Origin of the sequence: Microbacterium sp. PRF11 (assembly GCF_031844085.1) — a bacterium.
Taxonomy (GTDB): Bacteria; Actinomycetota; Actinomycetes; order Actinomycetales; family Microbacteriaceae; genus Microbacterium.
This window is the reverse complement of the sequence record NZ_JAUZUP010000002.1, coordinates 622,278-646,856: the sequence shown is the minus strand read 5'-3', so window position 1 is coordinate 646,856 and position 24,579 is coordinate 622,278. Positions and strand designations below refer to the sequence as shown.

At 71.0% G+C, this 24,579-nt stretch carries 19 protein-coding genes; 11 read left to right on the top strand and 8 right to left on the bottom strand.

The genetic code is table 11. The features are described from left to right. Positions 1–235: 235 nt before the first annotated feature. Together Q9R20_RS08530 and Q9R20_RS08525 are read right to left on the bottom strand one after the other, a co-directional pair. Positions 236–4,117 carry an RICIN domain-containing protein gene (locus Q9R20_RS08530; protein ID WP_311248932.1) on the bottom strand — a complete coding sequence of 1,294 codons (3,882 nt, stop codon included), beginning with the start codon at positions 4,115–4,117 and terminating at the stop codon, positions 236–238. A 203-nt stretch (positions 4,118–4,320) separates the two neighbouring features. Beyond that, positions 4,321–5,367, bottom strand: coding sequence for a LacI family DNA-binding transcriptional regulator (locus Q9R20_RS08525; protein ID WP_396653674.1), 1,047 nt, complete (start codon positions 5,365–5,367; stop codon positions 4,321–4,323). Between the two features lie 109 nt (positions 5,368–5,476). Here Q9R20_RS08525 and Q9R20_RS08520 point away from each other — a divergent pair, with 109 nt between their 5' ends. The 7 genes from Q9R20_RS08520 to Q9R20_RS08490 all read left to right on the top strand — a co-directional run bounded on the left by Q9R20_RS08520 (position 5,477) and on the right by Q9R20_RS08490 (position 13,161). Continuing rightward, positions 5,477–6,400, top strand: a complete 924-nt coding sequence (locus tag Q9R20_RS08520; protein ID WP_295839151.1) for a carbohydrate ABC transporter permease — start codon at positions 5,477–5,479, stop codon at positions 6,398–6,400. Beyond that, positions 6,397–7,332 (top strand): carbohydrate ABC transporter permease, encoded by a 936-nt coding sequence (locus tag Q9R20_RS08515; protein ID WP_396653673.1) that lies wholly within the window; start codon positions 6,397–6,399, stop codon positions 7,330–7,332. Before Q9R20_RS08520 ends, Q9R20_RS08515 begins: the two co-directional genes overlap by 4 nt. Positions 7,333–7,445: 113 nt before the next feature. Further along, a complete protein-coding gene (locus Q9R20_RS08510) occupies positions 7,446–8,798 on the top strand; it encodes a sugar ABC transporter substrate-binding protein (protein ID WP_311248993.1) in 1,353 nt (450 codons plus the stop codon). Positions 8,799–8,868: 70 nt separating this feature from the next. Next, positions 8,869–10,389, top strand: coding sequence for an alpha-L-arabinofuranosidase C-terminal domain-containing protein (locus Q9R20_RS08505; RefSeq protein ID WP_311248931.1), 1,521 nt, complete (start codon positions 8,869–8,871; stop codon positions 10,387–10,389). Between the two features lie 13 nt (positions 10,390–10,402). Continuing rightward, positions 10,403–12,124 (top strand): beta-galactosidase, encoded by a 1,722-nt coding sequence (locus Q9R20_RS08500; protein WP_311248930.1) that lies wholly within the window; start codon positions 10,403–10,405, stop codon positions 12,122–12,124. Positions 12,125–12,226: 102 nt separating this feature from the next. Beyond that, positions 12,227–12,601 (top strand): hypothetical protein, encoded by a 375-nt coding sequence (locus tag Q9R20_RS08495; protein ID WP_311248929.1) that lies wholly within the window; start codon positions 12,227–12,229, stop codon positions 12,599–12,601. Between the two features lie 119 nt (positions 12,602–12,720). Next, positions 12,721–13,161, top strand: a complete 441-nt coding sequence (locus Q9R20_RS08490; RefSeq protein ID WP_311248928.1) for a cupin domain-containing protein — start codon at positions 12,721–12,723, stop codon at positions 13,159–13,161. 41 nt (positions 13,162–13,202) lie between these two features. Here the strand turns inward: Q9R20_RS08490 and Q9R20_RS08485 are convergent, their stop codons facing one another. Further along, positions 13,203–14,474, bottom strand: coding sequence for an MFS transporter (locus Q9R20_RS08485; protein WP_311248927.1), 1,272 nt, complete (start codon positions 14,472–14,474; stop codon positions 13,203–13,205). Positions 14,475–14,542: 68 nt separating this feature from the next. On the opposite strand from Q9R20_RS08485, the gene Q9R20_RS08480 reads away from it, so the two are divergent. Then, a complete protein-coding gene (locus Q9R20_RS08480; RefSeq protein WP_311248926.1) occupies positions 14,543–15,127 on the top strand; it encodes a TetR family transcriptional regulator in 585 nt (194 codons plus the stop codon). 16 nt (positions 15,128–15,143) lie between these two features. Here Q9R20_RS08480 and Q9R20_RS08475 read toward each other — a convergent pair whose 3' ends face one another. Continuing rightward, positions 15,144–16,097: a LacI family DNA-binding transcriptional regulator gene (locus Q9R20_RS08475; protein ID WP_311248925.1), complete on the bottom strand. Its 954-nt coding sequence runs from the start codon at positions 16,095–16,097 to the stop codon at positions 15,144–15,146. A gap of 62 nt (positions 16,098–16,159) precedes the next feature. Here Q9R20_RS08475 and galT point away from each other — a divergent pair, with 62 nt between their 5' ends. The 3 genes from galT to Q9R20_RS08460 all read left to right on the top strand — a co-directional run bounded on the left by galT (position 16,160) and on the right by Q9R20_RS08460 (position 18,935). After that, positions 16,160–17,335 (top strand): galactose-1-phosphate uridylyltransferase, encoded by a 1,176-nt coding sequence (galT, locus tag Q9R20_RS08470; RefSeq protein WP_311248924.1) that lies wholly within the window; start codon positions 16,160–16,162, stop codon positions 17,333–17,335. Next, positions 17,332–18,483, top strand: coding sequence for a galactokinase (gene galK, locus Q9R20_RS08465; RefSeq protein WP_311248923.1), 1,152 nt, complete (start codon positions 17,332–17,334; stop codon positions 18,481–18,483). The genes galT and galK overlap by 4 nt, the downstream gene beginning before the upstream one ends. Before the next feature lie 164 nt (positions 18,484–18,647). Further along, entirely contained in the window at positions 18,648–18,935 is a 288-nt protein-coding gene (locus tag Q9R20_RS08460) for a hypothetical protein (protein ID WP_311248922.1), read from the top strand. A gap of 288 nt (positions 18,936–19,223) precedes the next feature. Here Q9R20_RS08460 and Q9R20_RS08455 read toward each other — a convergent pair whose 3' ends face one another. From Q9R20_RS08455 to Q9R20_RS08440, 4 genes are all read right to left on the bottom strand, one after another. Continuing rightward, complete coding sequence (locus Q9R20_RS08455) at positions 19,224–20,207, bottom strand: LLM class F420-dependent oxidoreductase (protein WP_311248921.1); 984 nt, start codon at positions 20,205–20,207, stop codon at positions 19,224–19,226. 175 nt (positions 20,208–20,382) lie between these two features. Next, positions 20,383–21,354 carry a site-specific DNA-methyltransferase gene (locus Q9R20_RS08450; protein WP_311248920.1) on the bottom strand — a complete coding sequence of 324 codons (972 nt, stop codon included), beginning with the start codon at positions 21,352–21,354 and terminating at the stop codon, positions 20,383–20,385. After that, a complete protein-coding gene (locus Q9R20_RS08445; protein ID WP_311248919.1) occupies positions 21,333–22,382 on the bottom strand; it encodes a biotin/lipoate A/B protein ligase family protein in 1,050 nt (349 codons plus the stop codon). Before Q9R20_RS08445 ends, Q9R20_RS08450 begins: the two co-directional genes overlap by 22 nt. A gap of 9 nt (positions 22,383–22,391) precedes the next feature. After that, positions 22,392–24,554: an MMPL family transporter gene (locus tag Q9R20_RS08440; protein WP_311248918.1), complete on the bottom strand. Its 2,163-nt coding sequence runs from the start codon at positions 24,552–24,554 to the stop codon at positions 22,392–22,394. Positions 24,555–24,579: the final 25 nt, after the last annotated feature.

Genomic DNA, 24,579 nt, shown 5'->3' with positions numbered 1-24,579 from the left:
TTCTCCTCAGTGGGGGTCGATGCGGATGCATCCATCCTCCCCCGCCCGACTCCTGCCGTGCCGGGCTTGCACAGATGTGCGCAAGGTGCCACGCACGTGTGAGGTGCCAAGAATTGTCGCTTCGGACACCGTCGAAGCGACAATTCTTGACACCTCACGCGAGTAGCCGCCCGGGCAAGACGACGAGGCCGTGTCGGCCGCCGGAAGGCGGCCGACACGGCCTCGGTCACGGCGCTCAGGCGTCGGAGCGACGACGGCGCAGCAGCATCACCCCCGCGCCGAGCAGGAGCAGGACGACGGCGCCGATCGTGGTGGCCGTGACACCCTCGGCGTTCAGACCCGTGATCGCGAGGTTCTTGCCCTTCGCGTCGGTCGAACCCGACGTCGCGGTACCGCCCGCCGAGGCACCGGAACCCGAGCCCGAGCCGGGCGTCGTGCCCTGGCCGGAGCCGTCGCCGGAGCCCGAACCCGAACCGGTGCCCGAACCCGAGCCCGAGCCCGGACCGGGGTTCGCACCGTCGTCGCCGCCGCCGGTGCTGGGCCCGGCGACCGGCACGATCGCCGCCGAACGCGCGGTGCCGTCGTCGAAGCCGTCGGCCGTCGCGGTCACCTCGGCCGTGATCTCGCGCCCGAGGTCGGCGGCCGAGAGCAGGTAAGCGTCGGAGGTCGCATCCGGGATCGCGACACCGTCGCGCAGCCAGACGAACGCCAGCGCGGCGTCGGCCGGGTCGGTGCCGGCAGCGGCGCGGACGGTCGCCCCGACGCGGGCCTCACCCGTCAGGGTCGGCGTGTCGACGCCGACGGCGCGGTTCACGGTGACGGTGTACGTCTGCTCGGTGCCGTCGGGAGCGGTGACCTGCACCGTTCCGACGCCGCCGAGGGCACGGGCCGTAGGCGCCGCGTCACCCGGCTGGGTGATCTCGACCCGGGCGTCCTCGTCGACCGCGAGAGCGTGCAGCTGCGGCCACTCCGCCCCGGTGGAGGTGACGGTGTAGGCGAGGGTCTTCGGGTCGAAGCCCTCGACCTCGGTGTCCCCCACGGTGAGGCGGGCGAGGTCCGCGATGCCGGCCGGGGCCGCCGAGGCCGCGTAGATCTCGACCTCCGAGACGATCATGTGCGTCTGCGAGCGGGCGTTCATGACCACTCGCACCTCGTCGGCGGCGCCGGAGACCGGCACGTCGACGCGCGGAGCACCACTCGAGGGAGCGGGAACGTTCTGCACGGCTCCCTCGACCCACTCGCCACCGTCGACCCGGTGGTCCACGCGCATGGTCTCCGGCCAGCTCAGCGAGTTGCCATCGCGGTAGAACTGCACGGCGACGTGCGTGAGCGTCGCACGCTCGTTCAGGTCGTAGCTGAGCGTGTCGGAACCGTTCTTGGTCCCCGATCGCCAGTTCGACCAGCCCTTGTCGGTCGTGCTGCCGTTGATCGTGTTCTTCACGTCGTACTGCGCGCTCTCGGTGAAGGTGGCCGAGGGCCGACTCTCGGGAGCGACGTTGCGCTCCGAGGCCGCCGTCACGATGACCGTGAGAGCCGCGGGCAGCTTCGCACCCGTCGGGTCGGTCGCGACGCCCGGGACCGAGACCGTGCCCGGCGTCGCGAGCTGCGCGTCGGTCACGCCGTCCCACGTCCACTCGACGGGGACCCAGTAACCGGAGCCCGAGGGCCGCAGCTCGGCCTGGACGCTGGTGTCGGCGAGCCCCTTCACCACGTCGAGTGCGCTGCCGGCCGGCACCGTGACCGAGGCCGGTCGCGTGGCGGTGTACGAACCGACCTCGACGTCGGCCGTCGCGGTGAACGCGGCGCCGAAGAGGTCGGTGCCCGTTCCCCGCACCTGGACCGTACCGGCTCGCGAGAAGTCGACGCCGTCGAGCTGCCACGTCACCGGGGCGCTGCGCAGAACGCGACCCTGGTATCGCAGCGTGACGTCCTTCGGCAGGTTCGGCGACGCACCGACCTCGGGGACGACGCCCACCGCGGTCGCGGCCGAGACCGGCTCGGCCCCGACGATCGCCGTGCCGGCGATGCGCCACTGCTGGTTGTAGCCGCCGTTGGAGGTCCACAGACCCACCGTCGTGCCGGCATCCGTCTTTCCACCGTTGACGTCGAGCACGCGCTCGTTCGCCACGCTCAGCACGGAGTAGTTCGTGCCGTCGGTGGTGGATGCCATCCACTGCAGGGAGGGGTCATTCGCCGCCGTCGCGGGGTCGGACGAGACCAGCGCGGTTCCGCCGTCACGGGCGGCCAGGTACGCTCCCGTGCCGCTTCGCAGCGTGAAACGGTGACGGTTGGTGCCCGCGCCGTCCACGGTGCCGACCGTCCACGTCTGCGCCTTCGCCGCCTCCGCGGTCGTGGCCTCGGGACGGATCGCGAGGGTCGACGAGCCGTCGAGCAGCAGCCCGCTCTGCAGGCCGCTCAGCTGGATCGTCTGGCCGTCGCGGAACGCCGCGGCATCGGCCGAGACGCCCGAGACGCCGTCGACGAGGAAGGTCACGACCGACTTCGCCGGGACCGTCAGCGTGGCCGACTTCGAGGTCGGGTCGACGCTCACCGGCTCGCCCTGCTTCAGGGCGTTGAGCGCGGGCTGGTCGGCGGTCGACTGGGTCGTGACGATGGGGGTCACGGTCGCACCCGGGGCGACGGAGCCGAAGTCGCGCAGGTTGATCTGCACGGTCTGCGCGTTGGCCTCGGAGTTGACGTGCACGATCGTCGCGCCCTGGCCGTCGGCGTCGATCGCCGCGGTCGACTGGCCGTTGTCGGTCGCCATCAGGTGGCTGCCCGGGGTGATGTAGTGCGTGAAGTTGCGCACGGTGTTGAACTTCTCGTTGGTCAGCACCTTGCACGAGGGGTCGGCGTCGCCGTCCTTGATGCGGCGCTCCGACTTGCCCTCGGCGTTGCAGTCGAAGTCGATGAAGACGCTGCCCCAGTTGAGCTTCTCGACCTTCTGCATGTTGTAGAGGTCTTCGACCGGCTGCCAGAACACCCACGCGTCGGGCTCGAGCTCGCGCAGGTCGCCGACGATGTGCTCGGCCATGCCGAGACCGTTCTCGATGTCGTCGGTGACGAAGCCACGGCTCGTGTCGGTCCAGTTGCCCTCGACCTCGCTCATCCACAGCGGCTTGTCGGCGGCCTTGGCGATGTCGCGGACGACCTGGCGCCCGCCCGTGCCGTACGTGTGGACATTCAGCTGATCGACGAGGCTCTTCGACTGCGCCGACCACGCGTTCCAGTTGTTCGCGAAGATGCCGGGGTTCGTCTCGTCCATCGCCGAGATGACGGCATCCGTCGTCGTGCTCGGCTGCGCGAGGCGTGCCGCGAGCGCCTTGACCATGGCGTCCTGCGCCTGGGGCCCGATGTGCGCGCCCTCCTGGCGGCCGCCGGTGGGCCACTGGGCGCCGTTGGGGATCTGCGTCTGCCAGTAGTTGGTGTTCGGCTCGTTGAACGGGTCGATGGTGTCGAATTTCACGCCGTGCTCTTTCTCGAGCTCGTCGACGACGTTCACGAGGTATCCCGCGAACTTGTCCATGTCGGCGGGGGCGAGCTGCTCGCTTGTGGCGTTGTTGATGCCGCCCGAGACGTAACCGCTCTGCGTGAGGAAGTAGGGCGGCGAGTTGCTGAACGCCTCCCAGTGCGTGACCTTGTCTTTCAGGGCGTCGATCCACCAGCGCTGGCCCTGGTCGGCCGAGAAGTCGTAGTGGCTCGGGTCGTCGGGGTTCCAGGCGTCGCGGTACGCCGCGCGGTCGGCGTAGGTCGAGCTCACGCCCGCTACCGGCAGGTCGGGGTTCCAGAACCCGGGGACGGCGCCGCCGGGTCGCAGGTACGGGGGCACGTCGGTGGCGTTGCCGCCGCCGATGTTGTACCGGGCGATGTTGAGGTTGAGGCCGTCGTCGCCGAAGACGGCGTCGAAGAGCTTCTGGCGCACGTCGGCGGGGTACTGACCGGTCGCGTTGGCGAACCAGACCAGGCTCGTGCCCCAACCCTCGAAGGGCTTCTCCGACGCCGTGGCCGGGTTGGGCGTGATGGAGACCGTCTGGTCGACCGCCGCCTCGGCGGAGGGGGGTGCCACGGCGGCCGTGGCGGTGATCGCCCCGGCGGCGAGGGCCACGGCGCACGTCATCGACAAGAGTCGAGGTGACTTCATCGTCATTCCGATCCGGTCGCACCGGTGCGACCTGTGGGGGGTGATGTTGACGTCAACATGGTGTCGTCAAGATCGAGCATAGGTGAGCGCGCGGCCGCCGCGCAATGATTCGGCGGCCGCGACCGCACGTTCGCGCCGGCGAGCCGATGCAGCGCGCGCGACAGCGCGCTGCCGGCTCCTCAGCGGCGCGGGCCGGAGCTGGAGCGGACGACCAGCGAGGTCGGCACGAGCGTACGCGCGTGCTCTCTGCCCGTGCCCTCGATGTCGGCGATGAGGGCCGTCATGGCCTCTTCGCCCACCCTCTCGAAGCGCTGGCGCACGGTGGTCAACGGCGGCCAGAAGTTCGCGGCCTCGGGCATGTCGTCGAATCCCACGACGCTCACCTCGTCGGGGACCGCGCGTCCGGCCTCGTGGAAGGCGCGGATCACCCCGAGCGCCATCTGGTCGTTCGCGGCGAACACCGCGGTGACGTCGGCGTCGGCGGCGAGCGCCTGCCCGATGCGGTGCCCCGACTCCGCGGTCCAGTCGCCGATCTGCTCGTCGGGAACGTGGCATCCGCGGTCCTCGAGGGCGGCGCGCCAGGCGTTGCGCCGGCGTTCGGCGGCGAAGGACTCCGGCGGTCCCGACACGTGCCAGACGGTCTCGTGACCGAGGTCGAGCAGGTGCTCGGTCGCGAGCCGCGCCCCCTGCGCCTGGTCGTTGTCGACGACGGCATAGGGGTAGTCGGCGCTGGAGTCGACCACGACGACCGGGAGCCCGGTCGGCAGCGCCAGCTCGTTCTCGCCGAGGCGGTGGGTCTCGATGAGGATGACGATGCCGTCGACCGCGTGCTCGCGCAGGCGCAGGAAGGCCCCCGAGACGTCGGACTGGGACGCCGACTGCACGGTGATGAGAGTGATGGAGTATCCGGATGCCGCCGCCATCGACGCCAGTGCATCGAGGGTGCGCGTGTTGCCGTAGGAGCTGAGCGAGAACATGATCACGCCGATGCTGCGGAACCGTCCGGACCGCAGCGCCCGCGCGGCGCTGTTGGGGCGATAGCCGAGGGTCGACATCGCATCGAGCACCCGCTGACGCGTATCGGGGTCGACATTCGTGCGACCATTGGCCACGCGGGAGACGGTCTGACCCGACACCCCGGCGGCCGCGGCCACGTCGGCCATCGACACCTCTCGTCGGCGCTCGCGCGTCGGGATCACGGTCGACGTCGTCGTCGTCTCGCTCATTTCAGGCCCCCTGGATGTTGACGTTGACACCCTAGCGCGGTCGGGTTATGTTTACGTCAACATCCGGCTCACCCGGACCGGATGCGCAACAACGAAGAGGCACCGGACGATGACGACCACCGCGGCACCCCCGCCCGCCCTGCGCACCCCCCGGCGCAAGCGGCGCGCACGAATCGACGATCGCGGCTGGCTGTTCGTCGCCCCCTTCGCCCTCGTCTTCGCGCTCGTCTTCCTCGCGCCGCTGGCGTACTCGGTGTACCTGAGCCTGTTCCGCGACCAGCTCATCGGCGGCAACGCCTTCGTCGGTCTCGAGAACTACATCACGGCCTTCCAGGACCCGAAGTTCTGGGACGGCTTCACCCGTGTCGGCATCTTCCTCGTGATCCAGGTGCCGATCATGCTGCTGCTGGCCCTGGCGGCCGCACTCGCGATCGACAGCGCCCGGCTGCACGCGGCCGGTTTCTACCGCATCGTGATCTTCCTGCCCTATGCCGTGCCGGCCGTCGTCGCGGTGCTCATGTGGGGCTACATCTACGGCGACCAGTTCGGCCTCACCCGCAACCTCAACGACCTGCTCGGCGGCACCTTCGTGCAGCCCTTCATCCCCGAGTGGATGCTGGTGTCGATCGGCAACATCGTCACGTGGCAGTTCGTGGGCTACAACATGCTCATCTTCTACTCGTCGCTGAAGACCATCCCGAACGAGCTGTACGAAGCGGCATCCATCGACGGAGCCGGCGCGTGGCGCACGATCTTCTCGATCAAGATCCCCGCCGTCCGCGGCGCCGTGGTGATCGCGACGATCTTCTCCATCATCGGCAGCTTCCAGCTGTTCAACGAGCCGAACATCCTCAAGCCCCTGGCACCCAACGTGATCTCGACGTTCTTCACGCCGAACATGTACGCCTACAACCTCTCGTTCGCGGGCCAGCAGTACAACTACGCGGCCACGATCGCCATCATCATGGGCGTCATCACCGCCGTCATCGCTTACGTCGTGCAGCTGCGCGGCTCCCGTCAGGAGGCGCGATGACCACCGCGACCGCACCCCGCACCGACACCGTGGCCGTGACCACGTCCCGATCGAGCACGCGTCGCCGGTTCGCCCGCACCTCGCCCACGCAGGGCAAGAAGTCGGTCGTGCTGAGCATCGTCATGGCGCTGTACCTGGTGTACACGCTCCTGCCGCTGGCCTGGCTGCTCATCAACGCCACCAAGACCCAGCCCGACCTGTTCACCACGTTCGGTCTCGGCCCGGGCACCAGCTTCGCGCTGTTCGACAACATCGCGCAGACGCTCACCTACCGCGACGGCATCTTCCTGCGCTGGCTTGGCAACACGCTGCTGTACGTCGTCGTCGGCGCCGGCGGTGCGACCCTGCTGGCGACCCTCGCGGGATACGGTCTGGCCAAGTACAACTTCCGCGGACGCAAGGCCGTGTTCGCCGTCGTGCTCGGCGCGATCGCGGTGCCCGGCACCGCGCTGGCGGTGCCCACGTTCCTGCTGTTCAGCCAGCTGGGGCTCACCAACACGCCCTGGGCGATCATCATCCCCTCGCTCATCAGCCCGTTCGGCCTGTACCTCATCTGGGTCTACGCGACGGATGCCATCCCCACCGAGCTGCTGGAAGCCGCCCGCATGGACGGTGCCGGCGAGTTCCGGACGTTCTTCACGATCTCGATCCGTCTGCTCACCCCGGGCATCGTCACCGTGCTGCTGTTCGCGGTCGTCGCGACCTGGAACAACTACTTCCTGCCGCTCATCATGCTGAGCGACCCGCAGTGGTACCCGCTCACCGTCGGCCTGAACCAGTGGAACGCGCAGGCCGTGGGCGTGGGCGCCCAGCCGATCTACAACCTCGTGATCACGGGAGCCGTGCTGTCGATCATCCCGATCGTCGCCGCCTTCCTCGTGCTGCAGCGCTTCTGGCAGTCCGGCCTCAGCGCCGGCAGCGTCAAGCAGTGATCCACCCGAACTCCCCCTGATCGGGGCATCCGCCCCGCACAACCGCACACCCGAACTCCGGAGCGTCCTGCCCCGGCATCCACAACAACGAAGTAGAGGAACCGATGACATTCATGCGCAAGGGCACCGCCGCACGGCGGGCCGTGTTCGCCGTCGCCGCCGCCGCCCTGTCGGTGGGCGCGCTGACCGCGTGCTCCGGCGGCAACACCGGTGGCGGCGCCGCCGGCGGCTCGGCCGACGACATCGAGAAGGCCCTCGAGGCCGGCGGCGAGATCACCTACTGGTCGTGGACGCCCTCCGCCGAGGCGCAGGTCAAGGCCTTCGAGGCGAAGTACCCCAACGTGAAGGTGAACTACGTCAACGCGGGCACCAACACCGAGGAGTACACCAAGCTCCAGAACGCCATCAAGGCGGGCTCGGGCGCGCCCGACGTCGTGCAGATCGAGTACTACGCGTTCCCGCAGTTCGCGCTGTCGGACTCGCTGCTCGACCTGTCGTCGTACGGCTTCGCCGACCTGAAGGGCGACTACGCGACCGGCCCCTGGGGCTCGGTCGACTTCGACGGCAAGATCTACGGCCTCCCGCAGGACTCGGGCCCCATGGCCCTGTTCTACAACAAGAGCGTCTTCGACCAGTACGGCATCGCCGTCCCCACCACGTGGGACGAGTACTACGCCGCCGCGCAGAAGCTGCACGCCGCCGACCCGACGAAGTACATCACCGCCGACACCGGCGACTCCGGCTTCACCACGAGCATGATCTGGCAGGCCGGCGGGACCCCCTTCCAGACCACCGGCGACGCGGGCACCGATGTGACCATCGACCTGCAGGACGACGGCTCGAAGAAGTTCGCCGACAACTGGAACCGCCTCATCGAGGGCGGCCTGCTCTCGGACACCCCCAGCTGGAGCGACGAGTGGTTCAAGGGCCTCGGTGACGGATCGATCGCCTCGCTCGTCATCGGCGCCTGGATGCCCGGCGTGCTCGAGTCGTCGGTGACCGACGGCGCGGGCAAGTGGGCCGTCGCCCCCATCCCCACCTACGACGGCAAGGCCGTGACGGCCGAGAACGGCGGCGGTGGCCAGGCCGTGACCAAGCAGAGCAAGAACCCTGCTCTCGCGGCCGGCTTCCTCAAGTGGCTGAACAACGACGAGGAGAGCCTGCAGATCTTCGCCGAGTCGGGTGGGTTCCCCTCCACGACCGCGCAGCTGAGCGACTCCGCCTTCGTCGACAAGAAGTCGGACTACTTCGGCGGCCAGCAGATCAACCAGGTGCTCACGCAGGCCTCGAGCGAGGTCCGTGAGGGCTGGAGCTACCTCCCCTTCCAGGTGTACGCGAACAGCATCTACAGCGACACCGTCGGCCAGGCCTACGCCAACAAGAGCGACCTGAACGCGGGCCTGAGCACGTGGCAGGACCAGCTCGTGCAGTACGGCAACGACCAGGGCTTCTCGGTCAACAAGTAAGCAGTTCCCCGGGGGCGGGCCGCAGCGAACGCTAGCGGTCCGCCCCTCCCTTTCCCTCCCGAGGAGAGTCATGAGCACCCCCACCCGCATCCGCGTCGACCGTTCCGCGGTCGGTGCCGAGGTCCCCCGCCGCCTGTTCGGCTCGTTCGTCGAGCACATGGGCCGCTGCGTCTACGACGGCATCCACTCCCCCGGACACCCCACCGCCGACGCCGCCGGTTTCCGCGCCGACGTGCTCGATCTCGTCCGCGAGCTCGGCGCTACGGTCGTGCGCTACCCGGGTGGGAACTTCGTCTCGGGCTACCGGTGGGAGGACGGCGTGGGACCCCGGGCGGAGCGACCGGTGCGCCTGGATGCCGCGTGGCACAGCACCGAGACCAATCAGGTGGGTCTCCACGAGTTCGCCGAGTGGGCGGATGCCGCGGGCCTCGAGGTCATGGAGGCCGTCAACCTCGGCACACGCGGCGTGGCCGAGGCCGCCGACCTGCTGGAGTACGCGAACCATCCCTCCGGCACGGCGCTGAGCGACCGCCGCCGCGACAACGGCCGCGAGGACCCCTTCGGCATCCGCCTCTGGTGCTTGGGCAACGAGATGGACGGCCCCTGGCAGATCGGCCACAAGACCGCCGACGAGTACGGCCGCCTCTCGGCCGAGACCGCGCGCATGATGCGCTTCATCGACCCGACCGTGGAGCTCGTGGCCGCGGGCAGCTCGAACCACGAGATGCCCACCTTCGGCGAGTGGGAGCGCACCGTGCTGCGCCACACCGCGGGCCTCATCGACCACATCTCGGTGCACGCGTACTACGAGGAGGACCCCGCCGATCCGCAGAGCTTCCTCGCCAGCGGAGCCGCCCTCGACCGCTACATCGGCGAGGTCGCCGACATCATCGACGAGGTCGGGGCGACCACCCCCGACGGCCGCCCGATCGGCATCAGCGTCGACGAGTGGAACGTCTGGAACCAGACGCGCTGGAACGAGGTCGACAAGCCGCGCGTCTTCACCGGCGACTGGCCCATCGCGCCGCGCCTCATCGAGGACGACTACACCGTCACCGACGCCGTCGTCGTCGGCTCACTCCTCATCACGCTCATCCGACGCTCCGACCGCGTGTCGATGGCCAACCTCGCCCAGCTGGTGAACGTCATCGCGCCCATCCGCACCGAACCGGACGGCGGTGCGGCCTGGCGCCAGAGCACGTTCCACCCCTTCGCCCTCACCGCGCGGGCGGCGACGGGCCGCGTCGTCGTCCCGCACGTCGACGGCGCCACGATCGACACCCCCCGACACGGCGCGGTGGATGCCGTCGACACGGTCGCCACGATCGACGGCGACGCCGTGTCGGTCTTCCTCGCGCACCGCGACCTGGAGGCGTCGACCCCCGTCGAGCTCGACCTCGGCCGCGTCGCCGAGGTGGAGGCCGTGATCGTCACGGTCCCCGACGGCGGAGACCGCCACACCACCAACTCCGCCGACGGCGAGCCCATCGCCCCCGTCGACCTGCCCGTCGAGGTGGGTGCCGACGGCATCCTCCGCTTCACTCTCCCCGCCCTCGCCTGGGTGCGCCTGACCGCGCGCCTCACCGCCTGACCCGAAAGACATCGTGACGACCTTCTCCATCGGCGAGACCGACTTCCTGCTCGACGGACGACCGCACCAGGTCATCTCGGGCACGCTGCACTACTTCCGCATCCACCCCGAGCACTGGGCGGACCGCATCCGCACCGCCAAGGCGATGGGCCTGAACACCATCGAGACCTACGTCGCCTGGAACGCGCACGAGCCGGTGCGCGGCGAGTGGGATGCCACCGGGTGGAACGACCTGGGGCGCTTCCTCGACCTCATCGCCGCGGAGGGCCTGCACGCGATCGTGCGCCCGGGCCCCTACATCTGCGCGGAGTGGCACAACGGCGGCCTGCCGGTGTGGCTGACCTCGACGCCGGGGATCGGCATCCGTCGCTCGGAACCGCAGTTCGTCGAGGCGGTGTCGGAGTACCTGCGCCGCGTCTACGAGATCGTCGCGCCCCGCCAGATCGACCGCGGCGGCAACGTCGTGCTCGTGCAGATCGAGAACGAGTACGGCGCGTACGGCTCCGACAAGGAGTACCTGCGCGAACTCGTGCGGGTGACGAAGGACGCCGGCATCACGGTGCCGCTGACCACGGTCGACCAGCCCATGCCGTGGATGCTCGAGGCGGGGAGCCTGCCCGAGCTGCACCTCACCGGGTCGTTCGGCTCGCGGTCCGAGGATCGCCTGGCGACCCTCCGCGAGCACCAGCCCACGGGCCCGCTCATGTGCAGCGAGTTCTGGGACGGGTGGTTCGACTGGTGGGGCAGCATCCACCACACGACCGACCCCGCGGCATCCGCCCACGACCTCGACGTGCTTCTCGCGGCGGGTGCGTCGGTGAACATCTACATGGTGCACGGCGGCACCAACTTCGGCACCACGAACGGCGCGAACGACAAGGGTCGCTTCGACCCGATCGTGACCTCCTACGACTACGACGCGCCGATCGACGAGTCGGGGCACCCCACGGCGAAGTTCCACGCGTTCCGCGAGGTCATCGCCAAGTACGCCCCCGTACCCGCGGACGTCCCCGCCCCCCGACCCGACGCGCCCGTCTTCGAGGCGCCCCTCGTCGGACACGGGGACTGGATGCCGGCGACCTCCGCGGCGGCTCCTACCGACGTTCCCGCGACGTTCGAGGAACTCGCGCACCTGGGACCCCTTGTGCGTTACGACGTCGACCTCCCCGCGTTCAGCGGACCCGCGGCCCTGATGTTCGAGGAGGTGCGCGACCTCGCGTGGATCCACGTCGACGGGACGCCGGTGGGCCGCCTCTCGCGAGCGCTGCACGAACGCGCGCTGACGATCCCCGCCGGCGCCCGCCTGACCGTCCTCGTCGAGGACCAGGGCCGGGTCAACTACGCCGACCGTCTCGGCGAGGCCAAGGGCCTCATCGGCGCGGTGACGCTGAACGGCGAGCCACTCACCGGCTGGACGGCGACTCCGGTCGACCTCACGCTCGCCCGAGGAGCCGGCAACGGCTCCGTGGGACGTGCCCTGCTGCGCGGCTCGTTCGAGCTCGAGAGCGAGGCCGACCTCTTCCTCGACACAAGCTCGTGGGGCAAGGGCTTCGCGTTCGTCAACGGCTTCTTCCTCGGCCGGTACTGGAACAGCGTCCCGCAGGGCACCCTGTACGTCCCGGGCCCGGCCACGCGGGTCGGCACGAACGAGGTGGTCGTTCTCGAGCTCGAGCACGCCGTCGCTCCGGTCGCCCGTTTCGTCGCAGGCCCCTCCCTGGGGCAGCTCGAGGAGTAGACGTCGCCCGAGGGGCTCGCCCCGGAACAGGCCGGTCCGTCCAGGACCGGCCTGCTCCGTATCCGGGGCGCGGCGTGGGACGGAGAGTGAAAGGATGACACCATGAGCGACGACGACGACTTCCCTCCCCGCCGGACGCGGGAACGACTGCAGGGATGGGTCGACGACTTCCTCGCCGAGGACGGCGACTCCGGCCACCGCATCGACGTGATGCCGCAGGAGGGAGAGCGCGACCTCGACACCGGCCTCGTCGTGATGCGCCCCCGCCACTCCGAGATGCCGATCTACATCCAGCCGCGGGCGTACGACGACCCCTTGTGGGAGATGACGCTCCCCGCCCGTGACGAGGAGGTCACGATGTCCCCTCTCGAGCTCGGCCGCCTCGCCGCGCTCGTCGTCGCCGCCGTCAACCTCTGCACGTACCTGCAGTTCCGCTCGCTCGAGTGGGATCGCCAGAGCGGCCGCCGCGGGGACTGAGGTCGCTGCGGCGCCCCGGTCGACCTCGGGCGCCGGGTGCGGCATCCGGCTGGGACCAGACCGGGCGGGCACCTCCGACCGCCGGCAGTGGGCAGACCAATGAACGAGAGTGAGAAGCGATGAGCGATTACGAGATCACCGAGATCGGCGGGCTGGACGCCTGGCGCGAACACTTCGGCGGTTTCGCCCCGGCGCGCTCGCGCGACGGGCGACGCGTGGTCGACCAGGAACTGACCATGCAGTTCATCGGGATGACGGCGAACGCCCTCCTCCCCGGCGAACAGGCGGGCTATTGGCACACGCACACCCGGGTCGAGGAGCTCTACGTCTTCCTCGAGGGTCGCGGTCAGATGGGGCTCGACGACGACGTGATCGACGTCGGACCGGGCAGCGTCGTGCGAGTGGGGCAGAACGTCTGGCGCACGTGGCGCGCGATCCCGGACGGGGAGGGCGAGCTGCGGTGGCTCTGCATCCGCGCGGGTGGCGAGGCGCTGCCGCCCCTGCCCGACGACAGCTCCCGCGACCCCGACCGGCCGATGCCGTGGGGCGACGAGGCCTGACGGCGGTGTCGCCCGGGCGCGCGATCTCGCGTGATGCCGCCTCACGGCGTGGCGATCACGGGCTCCGCGGCATCCGGAGCCTTCGACCGTAGCGACGGGCTCGTGAAGCGCGCGCGGCCGATGACCACCGCGGCAACGAGCATGAGCGCCGCACCCAGTACGTAGGGTGCTGCGTGCGCGACGTGGGCGTAGAGCAGGCCCGCGACCAGCGGTGCGACCGTGCCGACCGCGGCATTGAGGGACTGCGCGGCGCCGGCGATCCACCCCTGCTCGTCGTCGCCGACGGCGTTGGAGAGCAGACCGTCCATCGTGGCCTGGGCCGCCCCCTGCCCCGCGGCGAGCGTCAGCGCACCGACGACGAACAGCCACGGCTGTGCGAACAGCGACGCGACCGCGGCGAGGGCGACGAGCCCGACCGTCTGGGTGAGGATGCCGCCGACCACGACGCCCCGCTCGCCGATGCGCGGCAGCAGGAATCCGAGCAGCACGCCCTGGATCGCGATGTCGATGATGCCGACACAGGCGGTGAGCAGGCCGATCGCGGTGGGACTCCAGGAGATCGCGTCGAGGGCGAGCACGCTGAAGTTGTTCACGAAGAAGCCGAACGGCAGACCCACGAGGATCAGGCCGACCATGAGGCCGCGCAGCTCGGGGCGGCGGAAGACCCCGCGGAACACCGCGAACGGGTGCGCCGCGCGCAGGTCGAGAGCGGCGATGCGCTTGTCGGGCGCGAGGCTCTCGGGCAGCAGGAAGATGCTGAGGATCGCGACCGTCAGGGCGAGGGCCGCGGTGACGAAGACGGGCAGGTCGACGTCGATCGCGGCGAGGGTGCCGCCGAGGGCGGGACCGACCATCGTGCCGATGCCGGCGGTCGCCCCGAGCACACCGAAGCGGCGCGCGCGCTTCTCGGGCGGGGTGATGTCGGCGAGGCAGGCGAAGAGGGCGGGGAGGTCGCCGGCGGTGATGCCCTGGACGATGCGCCCGAGCAGCAGCACCCAGATCGCGCCGCCGATGCCGAAGAGCAGGAAGCCGAGGGCGGCGCCGAACCCGGCGACGATGATCACCGGTCGACGGCCGAAGCGGTCGGAGATGCGCCCGAGGAACGGCGCGACGAGGAACGCGCACAGCGCGTTGACGGTTTCGAGGATGCCGACCCAGACGGCCAGGTCGGCCGGGTTCGACACGTAACGAAGCACGACGAAGGGCAGGACCGGCAGCACGACGGTCATGCCCGCGGTGGTGAGCGTCGTGATGACGACGAGCATGATCCAGGCACGTCGGCCCGGATCGGATGTGGGAGGAAGTGAAGTCACGCCGTAACTGTACTCGTACCAGTTTTGGTGTCAATACGTGTTTGGACCGAGGCCGCTAAGCTGAGGGCATGACCACGGAGCCCGGACGCCGCGAACGCAAGAAGGCCGCCACCCGCAAGGCCATCTCCGACGCCGCGACGATGCTGTTCGTCGAGCGCGGCTTCGACGACGTCAGCATCCGCGAGATCGCCGACGCCGCCGACGTCTCGCCCACCACCGTGTTCGCGCACTTCCCGCAGAAGGAGGCGCTCGTCTTCGACGAGGACGACGCCCAGCGCGACCTGCTCGTCAGCGCCGTGCGCGACCGCGCCCCCGGCACCTCAGTATCCGAGGCCCTGCGCGATCTCTACCGGCGCGAGCTGATCGGCCTCGCTTTCGACCCGACCGGCGAGAACCGGCGTCAGTTCATGAAGCTGATCACCGAGACCCCCGCCTTGCAGGACTACGCCTCACGCATGTGGCTTCGCCACGAAGACGCCCTCGCGCAGGCGATCGCCGAGACCACCGGACGCGACGAGCCCGACGCCGACGTTCGGGTGTACGCGCGCATGGTGCTGCAACTGCAGATCCTCGCCTTCGAGCACGACGACGCGGCGGCGACCATCGAGGCCGGCTTCCGCATCCTCGACCGAGGGTGGCACGAGGAGTACTGATCGGGTCGCCCCGCCGTCAGGCGCGGAGGCTGCTCTCGCGGACCACCAGCGACGCGGGCACCGAGTCGGCCGCGGGGGCGCCGCCCTCGATCGCGGAGACGAGCGCGTCGACGGCACGCCGACCCAGAGCGTCGAAGTCCTGGCGGACCGTGGTCAACGGGGGCCGGTACTCGGCGGCATCCACGATGTCGTCGAAGCCCACGACCGCGACGTCGTCGGGCACCCGCCGACCCGAGTCGGCGAAGGCGCGCAGGGCGCCGAGCGCCATCTGATCGTTCGCCACGAAGACGGCCGTGGCGGCTCCGAGGTCTGCCGCCGCACGATGACCGGATGCCGAGGTCCAGTCGCCTCGAACAGGGTCGACCACCATCGCCCCGGCGTCGGCGAGGGCCTCGCGCCATCCGCGTTCGCGCTCGGCGGCGGCGAAGGAGCGGGCGGGGCCGGCGAGGTGATGCACCGTGTCGTGGCCCAGGGAGAGGAGGTGGGCGGTGGCCGCTCGCGCTCCCCCGGCGTGGTCGGTCTGCACGATCGAGAAACGCCGGTCGGGCGGGGAGTCCACCACGACGAGGTGAAGGTCGGCGGGCGTCTCGACATCGCGCGCCAGCTCGGTGGCCTCGTTGAGCACGACCGCGCCGTCGACACCCTGGGAGCGCAGGCGGGCGAAGGCCTCGCGGATGCCGCGCTCCCCCACCGTCACGACGGCGAGGGCGTAGTCGCGCTCGGCCGCGGCTTCGGAGATCGCCTGGAGCATTCGGGAGTTGCCGACCGAGGCGAGGGTCGACACGACGAGGCCGATCGTCGAGGTCTGGCCCGTGCGCAGAGCACGCGCAGCGCGATGCATGCGATAGCCGAGGTCGGCCATGGCCTTTTCGACGCGCGCGCGGGTCGCCGGGTCGACGCGGGGGCTGCCGTTCGCGACGCGCGACACGGTCTGCGCCGACACCCCGGCCCGTTGGGCCACGTGGGCCATGGAAACTCGCACGATTCCCCCTCCGTGTTGACGATAGCACGCGCCGGCTGTAGCGTGTTATCGTGAACACGGACACCCCTTCCGCGGTGGCGCTCGGCGCCGGCGTCATCAAGCGGCCGACCCACCTGGCAGACGGTCGCGACCTGATCTACTTCGATGACCCGGGCACCAGCCTCGGCGCTGAACGCGCGATCGACGAGCGCACCCTCGACCCTCGCCCGACCACCGCGACCATGCGGCAGGACGTGCTCACGGGCGACTGGATCACCGTGGCATCCAATCGCCAGAACCGCGCGTTCCTGCCTCCCGCGCACCTCGACCCGCTGTCGCCGCAGACGCCGACCAACCCCTCCGAGATCCCCTCGCTCTACGACGTGGCGGTCTTCGAGAACAAGTCGCCGTCGTTCGGCCCCGCCCTCGACGCCGCGATCGGCGACGCCCCCGCGGCCGTCGACCCGCCCCGCGGCGACGACGACCTCGAGCACCTCGGCCTCGGTCGCACCCGCACCTCGGTGGGTCGCTGCGAGGTCGTGTGCTTCAGCCCGCAGCACGAGGGGTCGTTCGGCTCGCTCTCGCGCACGCGCGCCCGCACCGTCATCGAGGCGTGGGCCGACCGCACCGCGGCACTGTCGGCTCTGCCCGGCATCCGGCAGGTCTTCCCCTTCGAGAACCGCGGCCAGGAGATCGGCGTCACGCTCCCCCACCCGCACGGGCAGATCTATGCCTACCCGTACGTCACCCCGCGCACGCACCGTCTGCTCGACACGATCTCGCGCACCTCCGACGACCTGTTCGAACGCATCCTCGCCTTCGAGCAGGCGGGCGAACGCGTCGTACTGCGCGGCGAGCACTGGACGGCGTTCGTGCCGTTCGCCGCGCGCTGGCCCATCGAGGTGCACGTGCTGCCGCACCGCCACGTCGCCGATCTCGCCGAGACGACCGACGCGGAGCGCGACGAGCTCGCGCCCTTCTACCTGCGGCTGCTGCGCGGCATCGACGCGCTGTACGACACCCCCACGCCCTACATCGCCGCCTGGCACCAGGCCCCCGTCGGGCGCGGACGGGATGCCGTGCGCCTGAACCTGCAGATCACCTCGCCGCGCCGCGCGGCCGACAAGCTGAAATACCTCGCCGGATCCGAAGCCGCCATGGGCGCCTGGATCGGCGACGTGACCCCCGAGTCGCAGGCCGAGCGCCTGCGTGCCGCCCTCGACACCGTTCCGGAGGTGACGGCATGACCGCCGTCGACGACGCCCGCGCCCTTCTCGCCGCCCCCGCCGTGGGGGTCTGGTCGGCCCCCGGTCGAGCGAACCTCATCGGCGAGCACACCGACTACAACGAGGGCTTCGTCTTCCCCTTCGCGATCGCCCAACGCACCGCCGCCGCCGTGGCCCTCCGCGACGACGACGTGATCCGCGTGCGCTCGACCTTCGCCCCCGAGGCCGTCGAGGTCTCCCTCGGCGAGCTCGACGCGCGCATCGCCGCGGGCGGCCTCGACTGGGCCGGGTACCCGCTGGGCGTGGCGTGGGCGCTGCTGCGGGAGGCCCCGGATGCCACGGCGCGCGGCGTCGACATCGCCCTGGCGTCGGAGGTGCCGGTGGGTGCCGGCCTATCGTCGTCGGCCGCGATCGAGGGGGCCGTCGCATCCGCCCTCAACGACGTGTGGAACGCCGGCCTCGACAAGGTCGCCCTCGCCCGGGTGGGCCGCATCGCCGAGAACGACGCCGTGGGCGCCCCCACCGGGATCATGGACCAGATGGCGTCGATGCTCGGCGTCGCCGACGCGGCGACCTTCCTCGACTGCCGCACCCTCGCCACGCGCGCGGTGCCCCTCGGCTTCGCCGACGCCGGCCTGTCGATCCTCGTGACCGACACGCTCGTCGAGCACGCGCACTCCACCGGCGGCTACCGCGAGCGCCGCGAGGCGTGCGAGCGCGGGGCCGCGGCCTTCGGCGTCCCCTCACTGCGCGACCTGTCGGTCGACGACCTGCCCCGCGCAGAGCAGATCCTCGACGACGTCACCTTCCGCCGTGTCCGCCACGTGATCACCGAGAACCAGCGCGTGCTCGACACGGTCGCCGCCCTCGACGCCGACGGCCCCTCCGCAATCGGCGAGCTGCTCGTCGCCTCGCACGCCTCGATGCGCGACGACTTCGAGATCTCGGTGCCCGAGCTCGACCTCGCCGTCGAGACGACGCTGGCCGCGGGCGCGCTCGGCGCGCGCATGACCGGCGGCGGCTTCGGCGGGGCGGCGATCGCGCTGATCCCCACCGGACTCGTGCCGGCGGCGACCGAGGCGGTCCGCGTCGCGTTCGCGGCATCCGGCTTCCGCACCCCGAACATCTTCACGGTGACCCCGTCGGAGGGCGCGCGTCGCGACGCGTGACGCCTGCCAGGCGCGATAAACGCTCCGGCGAGCGAGACACCCTGTCACGCGGCGTGTTTCGCTCGGGAGGGCGTTTATCGCGGGGGTGCGCTGGGGGTCGGCGCGGCGAGCGGGGGCGGCGCGCGTGGCCCCGGGGCGGCGCAGGTGGCCCCGGGGCCACGCACGTGCACCGGGCGTCACCGGTACCGTCGATCGGCGTCGCGTACCACTGCCTCGACGTGCCGTTCTGGTTCGACCACCTCGATGCCGACGGAGTAGACCGCATCGCGGGCGCCCCTCCCGCCGACCTGGCCGGGCAGGTGCACGGCGCCGCCGTCTCCTTCGTGCGGGACCGCAATCCGGGCTGGTCGCTGTGGGATGCCACGGCGCGGCGGGCGCGGGTGTTCGACGCCGCGGCATCCGTCCCCCTCGTCGAGTCCGACGCCTACGCCGACGTGGCCCCGCTGATCTGACCGCTGCGCGGGCCGGCGCGGCGCACGGAACTCGGATGCACGCAACAGAAGCGGATGCCGAAGGCCACCGACCCGCATCCGCTGCGGCGATCCGAGTCCGTTCCGGGCTAGCCGCGCGGGCCCGGACCGACGCCGACGCACGACCCCCGCGCCACCCCGCCGCAACAGAATCGGACCCGCGCAACAGAAGCGGATGCCGAAGCCCCACCGACCCGCGTCCGCTGCACCCCCTCAAATCCGATGCGGGCCGGCCGCGCGGGCCGCGCGGGCCGCGCGGGCGCGGACGGGTCAGAGGTGCGGGATGACCTCGCGCTCGAAGAGCGAGATGCCGGACGTGTCATAGGCGGCCTCGGGGAAGTAGTGGATCGCGTAACCGAGACCGTGGGCCGCACGCTCGCGCAGGCGCTCGACGATCTGGTGCGGCGTGCCGAACGCGTCGGAGGAGCGGTAGTCGGCCTCGATGGCATCCGCTCGCTCATCGCCCACGTGCGGACGCAGGCGCTCGACGACGGCGGCCAGCCGGTCGGATGCCTCGGCCTCGGTCTCGGCGACGATCGTGTTGAAGTTCGTCGAACGGGTGATCTCGCCGGCGTCGCGGCCGAGGGCCTCGCAGTGCCCGCGCAGCACCTCGGACTTGTGGTCGAACTCGTCGAGCGAGCCGCCGAAATTCGTGTAGGAGGCATACTTCGCCGCGATCTTGAGCGTGACCTTCTCGCCGCCCCCGGCGATCCAGAGCGGGATGCCACCGGGCTGGAGCGGCTGCGGCTGCACGATCGCCCCGTCGACCTCGTAGTACTTCCCCGACAGGGTGGCCCCGCCCGTGGTCCACGCCTGGTGCATGATCTCGACGCCCTCGCGCAGACGCCCCAGGCGCTCGGCGATGGGCGGGAAGCCGTAGCCGTAGGCCTTCCACTCGTGCTCGTACCAACCGCCGCCGATGCCCATCTCGGCACGGCCGCCCGAGATGGCATCCACGGTCGCGGCGACTTTGGCGAGGTACGCGGGGTTGCGGTAGCCCATGCACGTGCACATCTGGCCGAGACGCACGCGGTCGGTCGCGGCGGCGAAGGCGGCCATGAGCGTCCACGCTTCGTGGGTGGCCTCGGCGCTGGGGACGGGCGTGGTGTGGAAGTGGTCGTAGACCCACAGCGACGCCCAGGGGCCGTCGTCGGCGCTCTGGGCCAGGGAGTTCATCACCCGCCAGTGCTCGGCGGGGTCGATGCCCACGAGGTCGAAGCGCCAGCCCTGGGGAACGAAGATGCCGAATTCCATGGGCTCACCCTAGGCGGGGGTGCCGACATCGCGGGTCGTTCGTCCGGAATCCGCCGGTGCGGGAAGGGATGCGCGGGACGGCGCCAGCGCCGGGGCGGTGCCGGTACGGGGCGCGGAACGTGCACCGGGGCGCTCACCGGACGCCCCGGTGCGGCCCGATGCGTTCGGCCTCGCCTCAGCCCGCGAACGGCTCCAGACGCTTGTGCATCACGGCCACCGCGTCGGCGTTGTCGTCGATCAGCACCGAGTGCCGGCCGAGGGGGGCGGCGACGGCTCCGAGCGTGCCGCTGCCGGCGAACATGTCGAGCACGCGGTCTCCGGGCCGGCTCGATGCCTGCACCATGCGGCGCAGCACGCCCTCGGGCTTCTGCGTCGGGTATCCCGTCTTCTCCCGACCCGTGGTCGGCACGATCGTGTGCCACCACACGTCGGTGGGCATCTTGCCGCGCGCCGCCTTCTCGGCGGTGACGAGGCCCGGGGCCATGTACGGCTCGCGGTCGACGGCATCCGAATCGAAGAAGTACCGCGTCGGGTTCTTCACGTAGACGAGGATCGTCTCGTGCTTCGTGGGCCAGCGGCGCTTGGTCTTCGCGCCGTAGTCGTAAGCCCAGATGAGCTCGTTCAAGAACTTGTCGCGACCGAACAGCGCGTCGCACATCACCTTGGCGTAGTGGACCTCGCGGTAGTCGAGGTGCAGGTACAGCGTGCCGTCGTCGGCGAGCAGCCGCCACGCCTCGATGAGCCGCGGCTCGAGGAAGCCCCAGTAGTCGTCGAAACGGTCGTCGTAGGTGCGCAGGTCGCCGCGCAGGCGCGCGTACTCGCGCCCGTGGAAACCGCGCTGCACCACGGGCGGCGGGGGCGGCTCCTCCTCGGGGAACGTCAGCATGTCGGGATCGTCGACGGATGCCGGGACCTCGGGCTGTGCGGCATCCGGGGCCTCGTCGGCCGGCGGGGTCCACGTGGCCGACTCGACGGCCTTGGAGCGGGTGCGTCCGGTGTTGAACGGCGGGTCGAGGTAGACCAGGGCGAAGGAGCCGTCGGGGAAGGCGGGGGTGATCGACAGGTTGTCGGCGTGGTGGATCTCGACGCTGCCCGGGGCGGGCGCGTCGGCGAGGACGTCGGCGCTCACGGGACGCGCTGCAGCCACGCGTCGGTGGCGAACTTCGTGTCCACCAGGGCCTCGGCCTCGGCGTACTCCTCGTCGGTGATGTGCCCCTCGGTCGCGCCGTAGAGGGTCGTGAAGGTCTGGATGAAGCGGTCGATCACCTGGTCGCGGGGAAGACCGGTCTGGCTGCGCAGCGGGTCGACGCGCTTCGCCGCCGAGACGGTGCCCTTGTCGCTGAGCTTCTCGCGACCGATGCGCAGCACCTCGGTCAGCACCTGGCCGTCCATGTCGTAGCTCAGGGTCGCGTGGTGCAGCACCCCGCCGTTGGCGAGACGCTTCTGCGCGGCCCCGCCGATCTTGCCGTGCGGACCGGCGATGTCGTTGAGCGGCTGGTAGACCGCATCGATGCCCAGCGAGCGCAGCGCCTGCAGCACCCAGTCGTCGAGGAAGGCGTAGGAGTCGGCGAAGGTCATGCCCGCCACGAGGGATGCCGGCACGTACAGCGAGTAGGTGACGATCGAGTTCGCGGCCATGAGCATCGCTCCCCCGCCGGAGATGCGACGGACGACGTCGAAGCCGTGCTTCGCGGCACCTTCGGGGTCGACCTCGTTGCGCAGCGACTGGAACGAGCCGATGACCACGGCGCTCTCGTTCCACTCCCACAGGCGCAGCGTGGGCTTGCGCAGTCCCGCGCCGACGCGGGTGGTGAGCACCTCGTCGAGGGCGAGGTTCATGCGCGGCGAGACGGGGCCGTCGTGCACGACCTCCCACTCGAAGTCGGCCCAGCCGGGAGCCGTCACCAGCGCGCGGCGGATCGCCGTGGCGACCGACTCGGGGGTGAAGCCGAGCAGCTGCGCCCCCTCGGGGAGGGCGGCGCGGATCGCGGCGGCGATGGTGGGGACGTCGGACTCGACGGGCAGGCCGTTGACGGCCGCGTCGATGTCGTCGAGGGCGTCGTCGGGCTCGAGGAAGAAGTCGCCCGCGAGGTGGAAGCCGTGAATACGGCCCTCGCGCTCTTCGAGGTCGACGACGACCAGTTTCCCGCCGGGGACCTTGTACTCGCCGTGCATGCGTCCAGCCTACGACCGCACCGGGGTACGGCTCTCGACGGCGGCCCCCGTCCCGAGGATCACCGGTACCGGCGGACGCGCGCCCGGCCACCAGTTCGCGCGGCCGAGGAGCGTCATCAGCGCGGGGAGCAGGAGCCCGCGCACGACGGTGACGTCGAGGACCACGGCCACGACCATGCCCACCCCGATCTCCTTCATCGCGACGAGCTCGCCGAACGCGAAGCCGAGGAACACGACGCAGATGGCCGCGGCGGCCAGGGTCACGACCGGCCCCGTGCGGGCGATGCCGTACCGCACGGCCTCGGCGCTCGCGGCGCGCGGGTCGGCGAACGGGTCGCGCGAGCGCCAGCGTTCGGTGATGCGGGCGAGCAGGAACACCTCGTAGTCCATGGTCAGGCCGAAGGCCAGGAGACCGATGAGCAGCGGCGTGGTGACATCAAGAGTCCCCGTCGGTTCGATGCCCAGCAGCGGAGCACCCCACCCCCACCCGAAGACCGCCGTGAGCACGCCCAGGGTCGAGGCCACGGTGAGGGTCGCGAGCGCGAGCGCCTTCACCGGCACGACGACCGAGCGGGTGAGGGCGAACAGCAGCGCAAAGCTCGCCGCGGCGACGATCGCGAGCACCCACGGCAGGCGCGAGGCGAGGTGGTCGCGCGTGTCGATGAGCGAGGCCGCGGGGCCGGTGACCTCGAGCGGGACCGCAGAGTCCAGGCTGCGAGCCGCCTCGACGAGGCGTCGCGCGGCCGGCCCCGTCGCGCTGTCCCCGGAAGGTGTGAATGCGACCGCGGTGACCTCCGGCGGCAGCCCCTGCACCACGTCGGTGTCGGCGACCTCGGGCAGGGCCGCGATCCGATCGAGGACGCCGGTGACGGCGGCATCCTGGATCGACCCGTCGAGCACGACCGTGACGGGCTCGATCCCGACGCCGGTGAATCCGGTGGTCGTCGCCTCGTACGCCCGCCGCTCCTCGGCCGTGGCGGGGAGGGAGCGGATGTCGGAGTCATCGAGGGCGAGGGATGCCACGGGAGCGGCGAGCAGCAGCATCGCCGCCGCGGCGGAGACCGCCACGACGCCCGGGCGCCGTTGAGCGAGGCGCGTGGAGCGGGCCAGGATCCCCTCGCGCGAGCCGCGGCCGGCCCAGGGGCGGGCCCAGGTACGCGCGCCGGCGGACGGCAGAGCGCGGTGCAGGAACGACAGCGACGCAGGCACGAGCGTGAGCCCGGCGAGGGTGGCCACCGCGACGACGACCGCACCGCCCAGGGCCATCCCCGACAGCAGCGGGTCGCCGAGCACCAGGATGCCGAGCAGGGCCACCGCCACGGCGAGTCCGGACACGAGCACCGCCCGACCGGCGCCGGCGACGGCCCGAGCGATCAGCTCGTCGAGCGGGGCAGCGGGATCGGCGGTGCGCTCCTCACGCAGGCGGAGCACCACCAGGAGGCTGTAGTCGACCGCGAGGCCGAGGCCCAGGATCGTCACGACGTTGACCGCGAACTCGTTGATGTCGACGACACGGGCGAGAAGGCCCAGGATCGCGAGCGTCGGCGCGATCGCGGCGAGAGCGGCCACCACGGGGACGAGCGCGATGCGCAAGGATCCGAGCGCCAGGGTGAGCAGCACGACGAGCACGACGATCGCGACGCCCTCGCCGACGGCGGCGTCGGTGGTGGCGCGGTCGACGAAGGCCTCCTCGGCCAGGAGGGGGCCGCCGACGAGCACCTCGGGGGCGGCGATCCCTTGCAGCAGGTCGGAGACCGCGGATGCCGTGGCGACGGCCTCGTCGGAGGGAAGGCCCAGGGCGAGTTCGACGACGACCAGCGACGAGCGGCCGTCGTCGCCGATCGCCCCGCCGGCCGTATAGGCGTCGGTGACCTCGGCGACCCCGGGGAGGGCGCGGATGGACGACATCACCGCGGTCGCGCTGTCGCGCAGCGTCGGGGAGAAGAAGTCCTGCCCGCGGATGACGGCGGTGACGATCTCCCCCTCCGGGTCGAGGGCGTCGAGGCGGTCGCTCGCGCGCAGCGACTCGCTGCCGGCGGGGGCGTCGGCGACCGGGACCGTCCGGTCGAAGGCCTCGCCGGCGAGGGCGCCGCCGAAGACGACGAGCAGGGCCCACGCGAGCAGGACGAAGAGGCGATGCCGACTGACGCGTCGGCCGAGGGAGGAGAGCATGGGGGACCTCTGGGACATGAGGGAG

Excerpts from the sequence above, each read along its gene's own strand:
- Q9R20_RS08515 (WP_396653673.1), top strand. The coding sequence starts at position 6,397 with ATGACCACCGCGACCGCACCCCGCACCGACACCGTGGCCGTGACCACG.
- Q9R20_RS08525 (WP_396653674.1), bottom strand. The coding sequence starts at position 5,367 with ATGAGCGAGACGACGACGACGTCGACCGTGATCCCGACGCGCGAGCGC.
- Q9R20_RS08490 (WP_311248928.1), top strand. The coding sequence starts at position 12,721 with ATGAGCGATTACGAGATCACCGAGATCGGCGGGCTGGACGCCTGGCGC.
- Q9R20_RS08455 (WP_311248921.1), bottom strand. The coding sequence starts at position 20,207 with ATGGAATTCGGCATCTTCGTTCCCCAGGGCTGGCGCTTCGACCTCGTG.
- Q9R20_RS08475 (WP_311248925.1), bottom strand. The coding sequence starts at position 16,097 with ATGGCCCACGTGGCCCAACGGGCCGGGGTGTCGGCGCAGACCGTGTCG.
- Q9R20_RS08445 (WP_311248919.1), bottom strand. The coding sequence starts at position 22,382 with ATGCACGGCGAGTACAAGGTCCCCGGCGGGAAACTGGTCGTCGTCGAC.
- Q9R20_RS08440 (WP_311248918.1), bottom strand. The coding sequence starts at position 24,554 with ATGCTCTCCTCCCTCGGCCGACGCGTCAGTCGGCATCGCCTCTTCGTC.
- Q9R20_RS08505 (WP_311248931.1), top strand. The coding sequence starts at position 8,869 with ATGAGCACCCCCACCCGCATCCGCGTCGACCGTTCCGCGGTCGGTGCC.
- Q9R20_RS08510 (WP_311248993.1), top strand. The coding sequence starts at position 7,446 with ATGCGCAAGGGCACCGCCGCACGGCGGGCCGTGTTCGCCGTCGCCGCC.
- galK (WP_311248923.1), top strand. The coding sequence starts at position 17,332 with ATGACCGCCGTCGACGACGCCCGCGCCCTTCTCGCCGCCCCCGCCGTG.
- Q9R20_RS08480 (WP_311248926.1), top strand. The coding sequence starts at position 14,543 with ATGACCACGGAGCCCGGACGCCGCGAACGCAAGAAGGCCGCCACCCGC.
- Q9R20_RS08530 (WP_311248932.1), bottom strand. The coding sequence starts at position 4,117 with ATGACGTGCGCCGTGGCCCTCGCCGCCGGGGCGATCACCGCCACGGCC.
- Q9R20_RS08520 (WP_295839151.1), top strand. The coding sequence starts at position 5,477 with ATGACGACCACCGCGGCACCCCCGCCCGCCCTGCGCACCCCCCGGCGC.
- Q9R20_RS08495 (WP_311248929.1), top strand. The coding sequence starts at position 12,227 with ATGAGCGACGACGACGACTTCCCTCCCCGCCGGACGCGGGAACGACTG.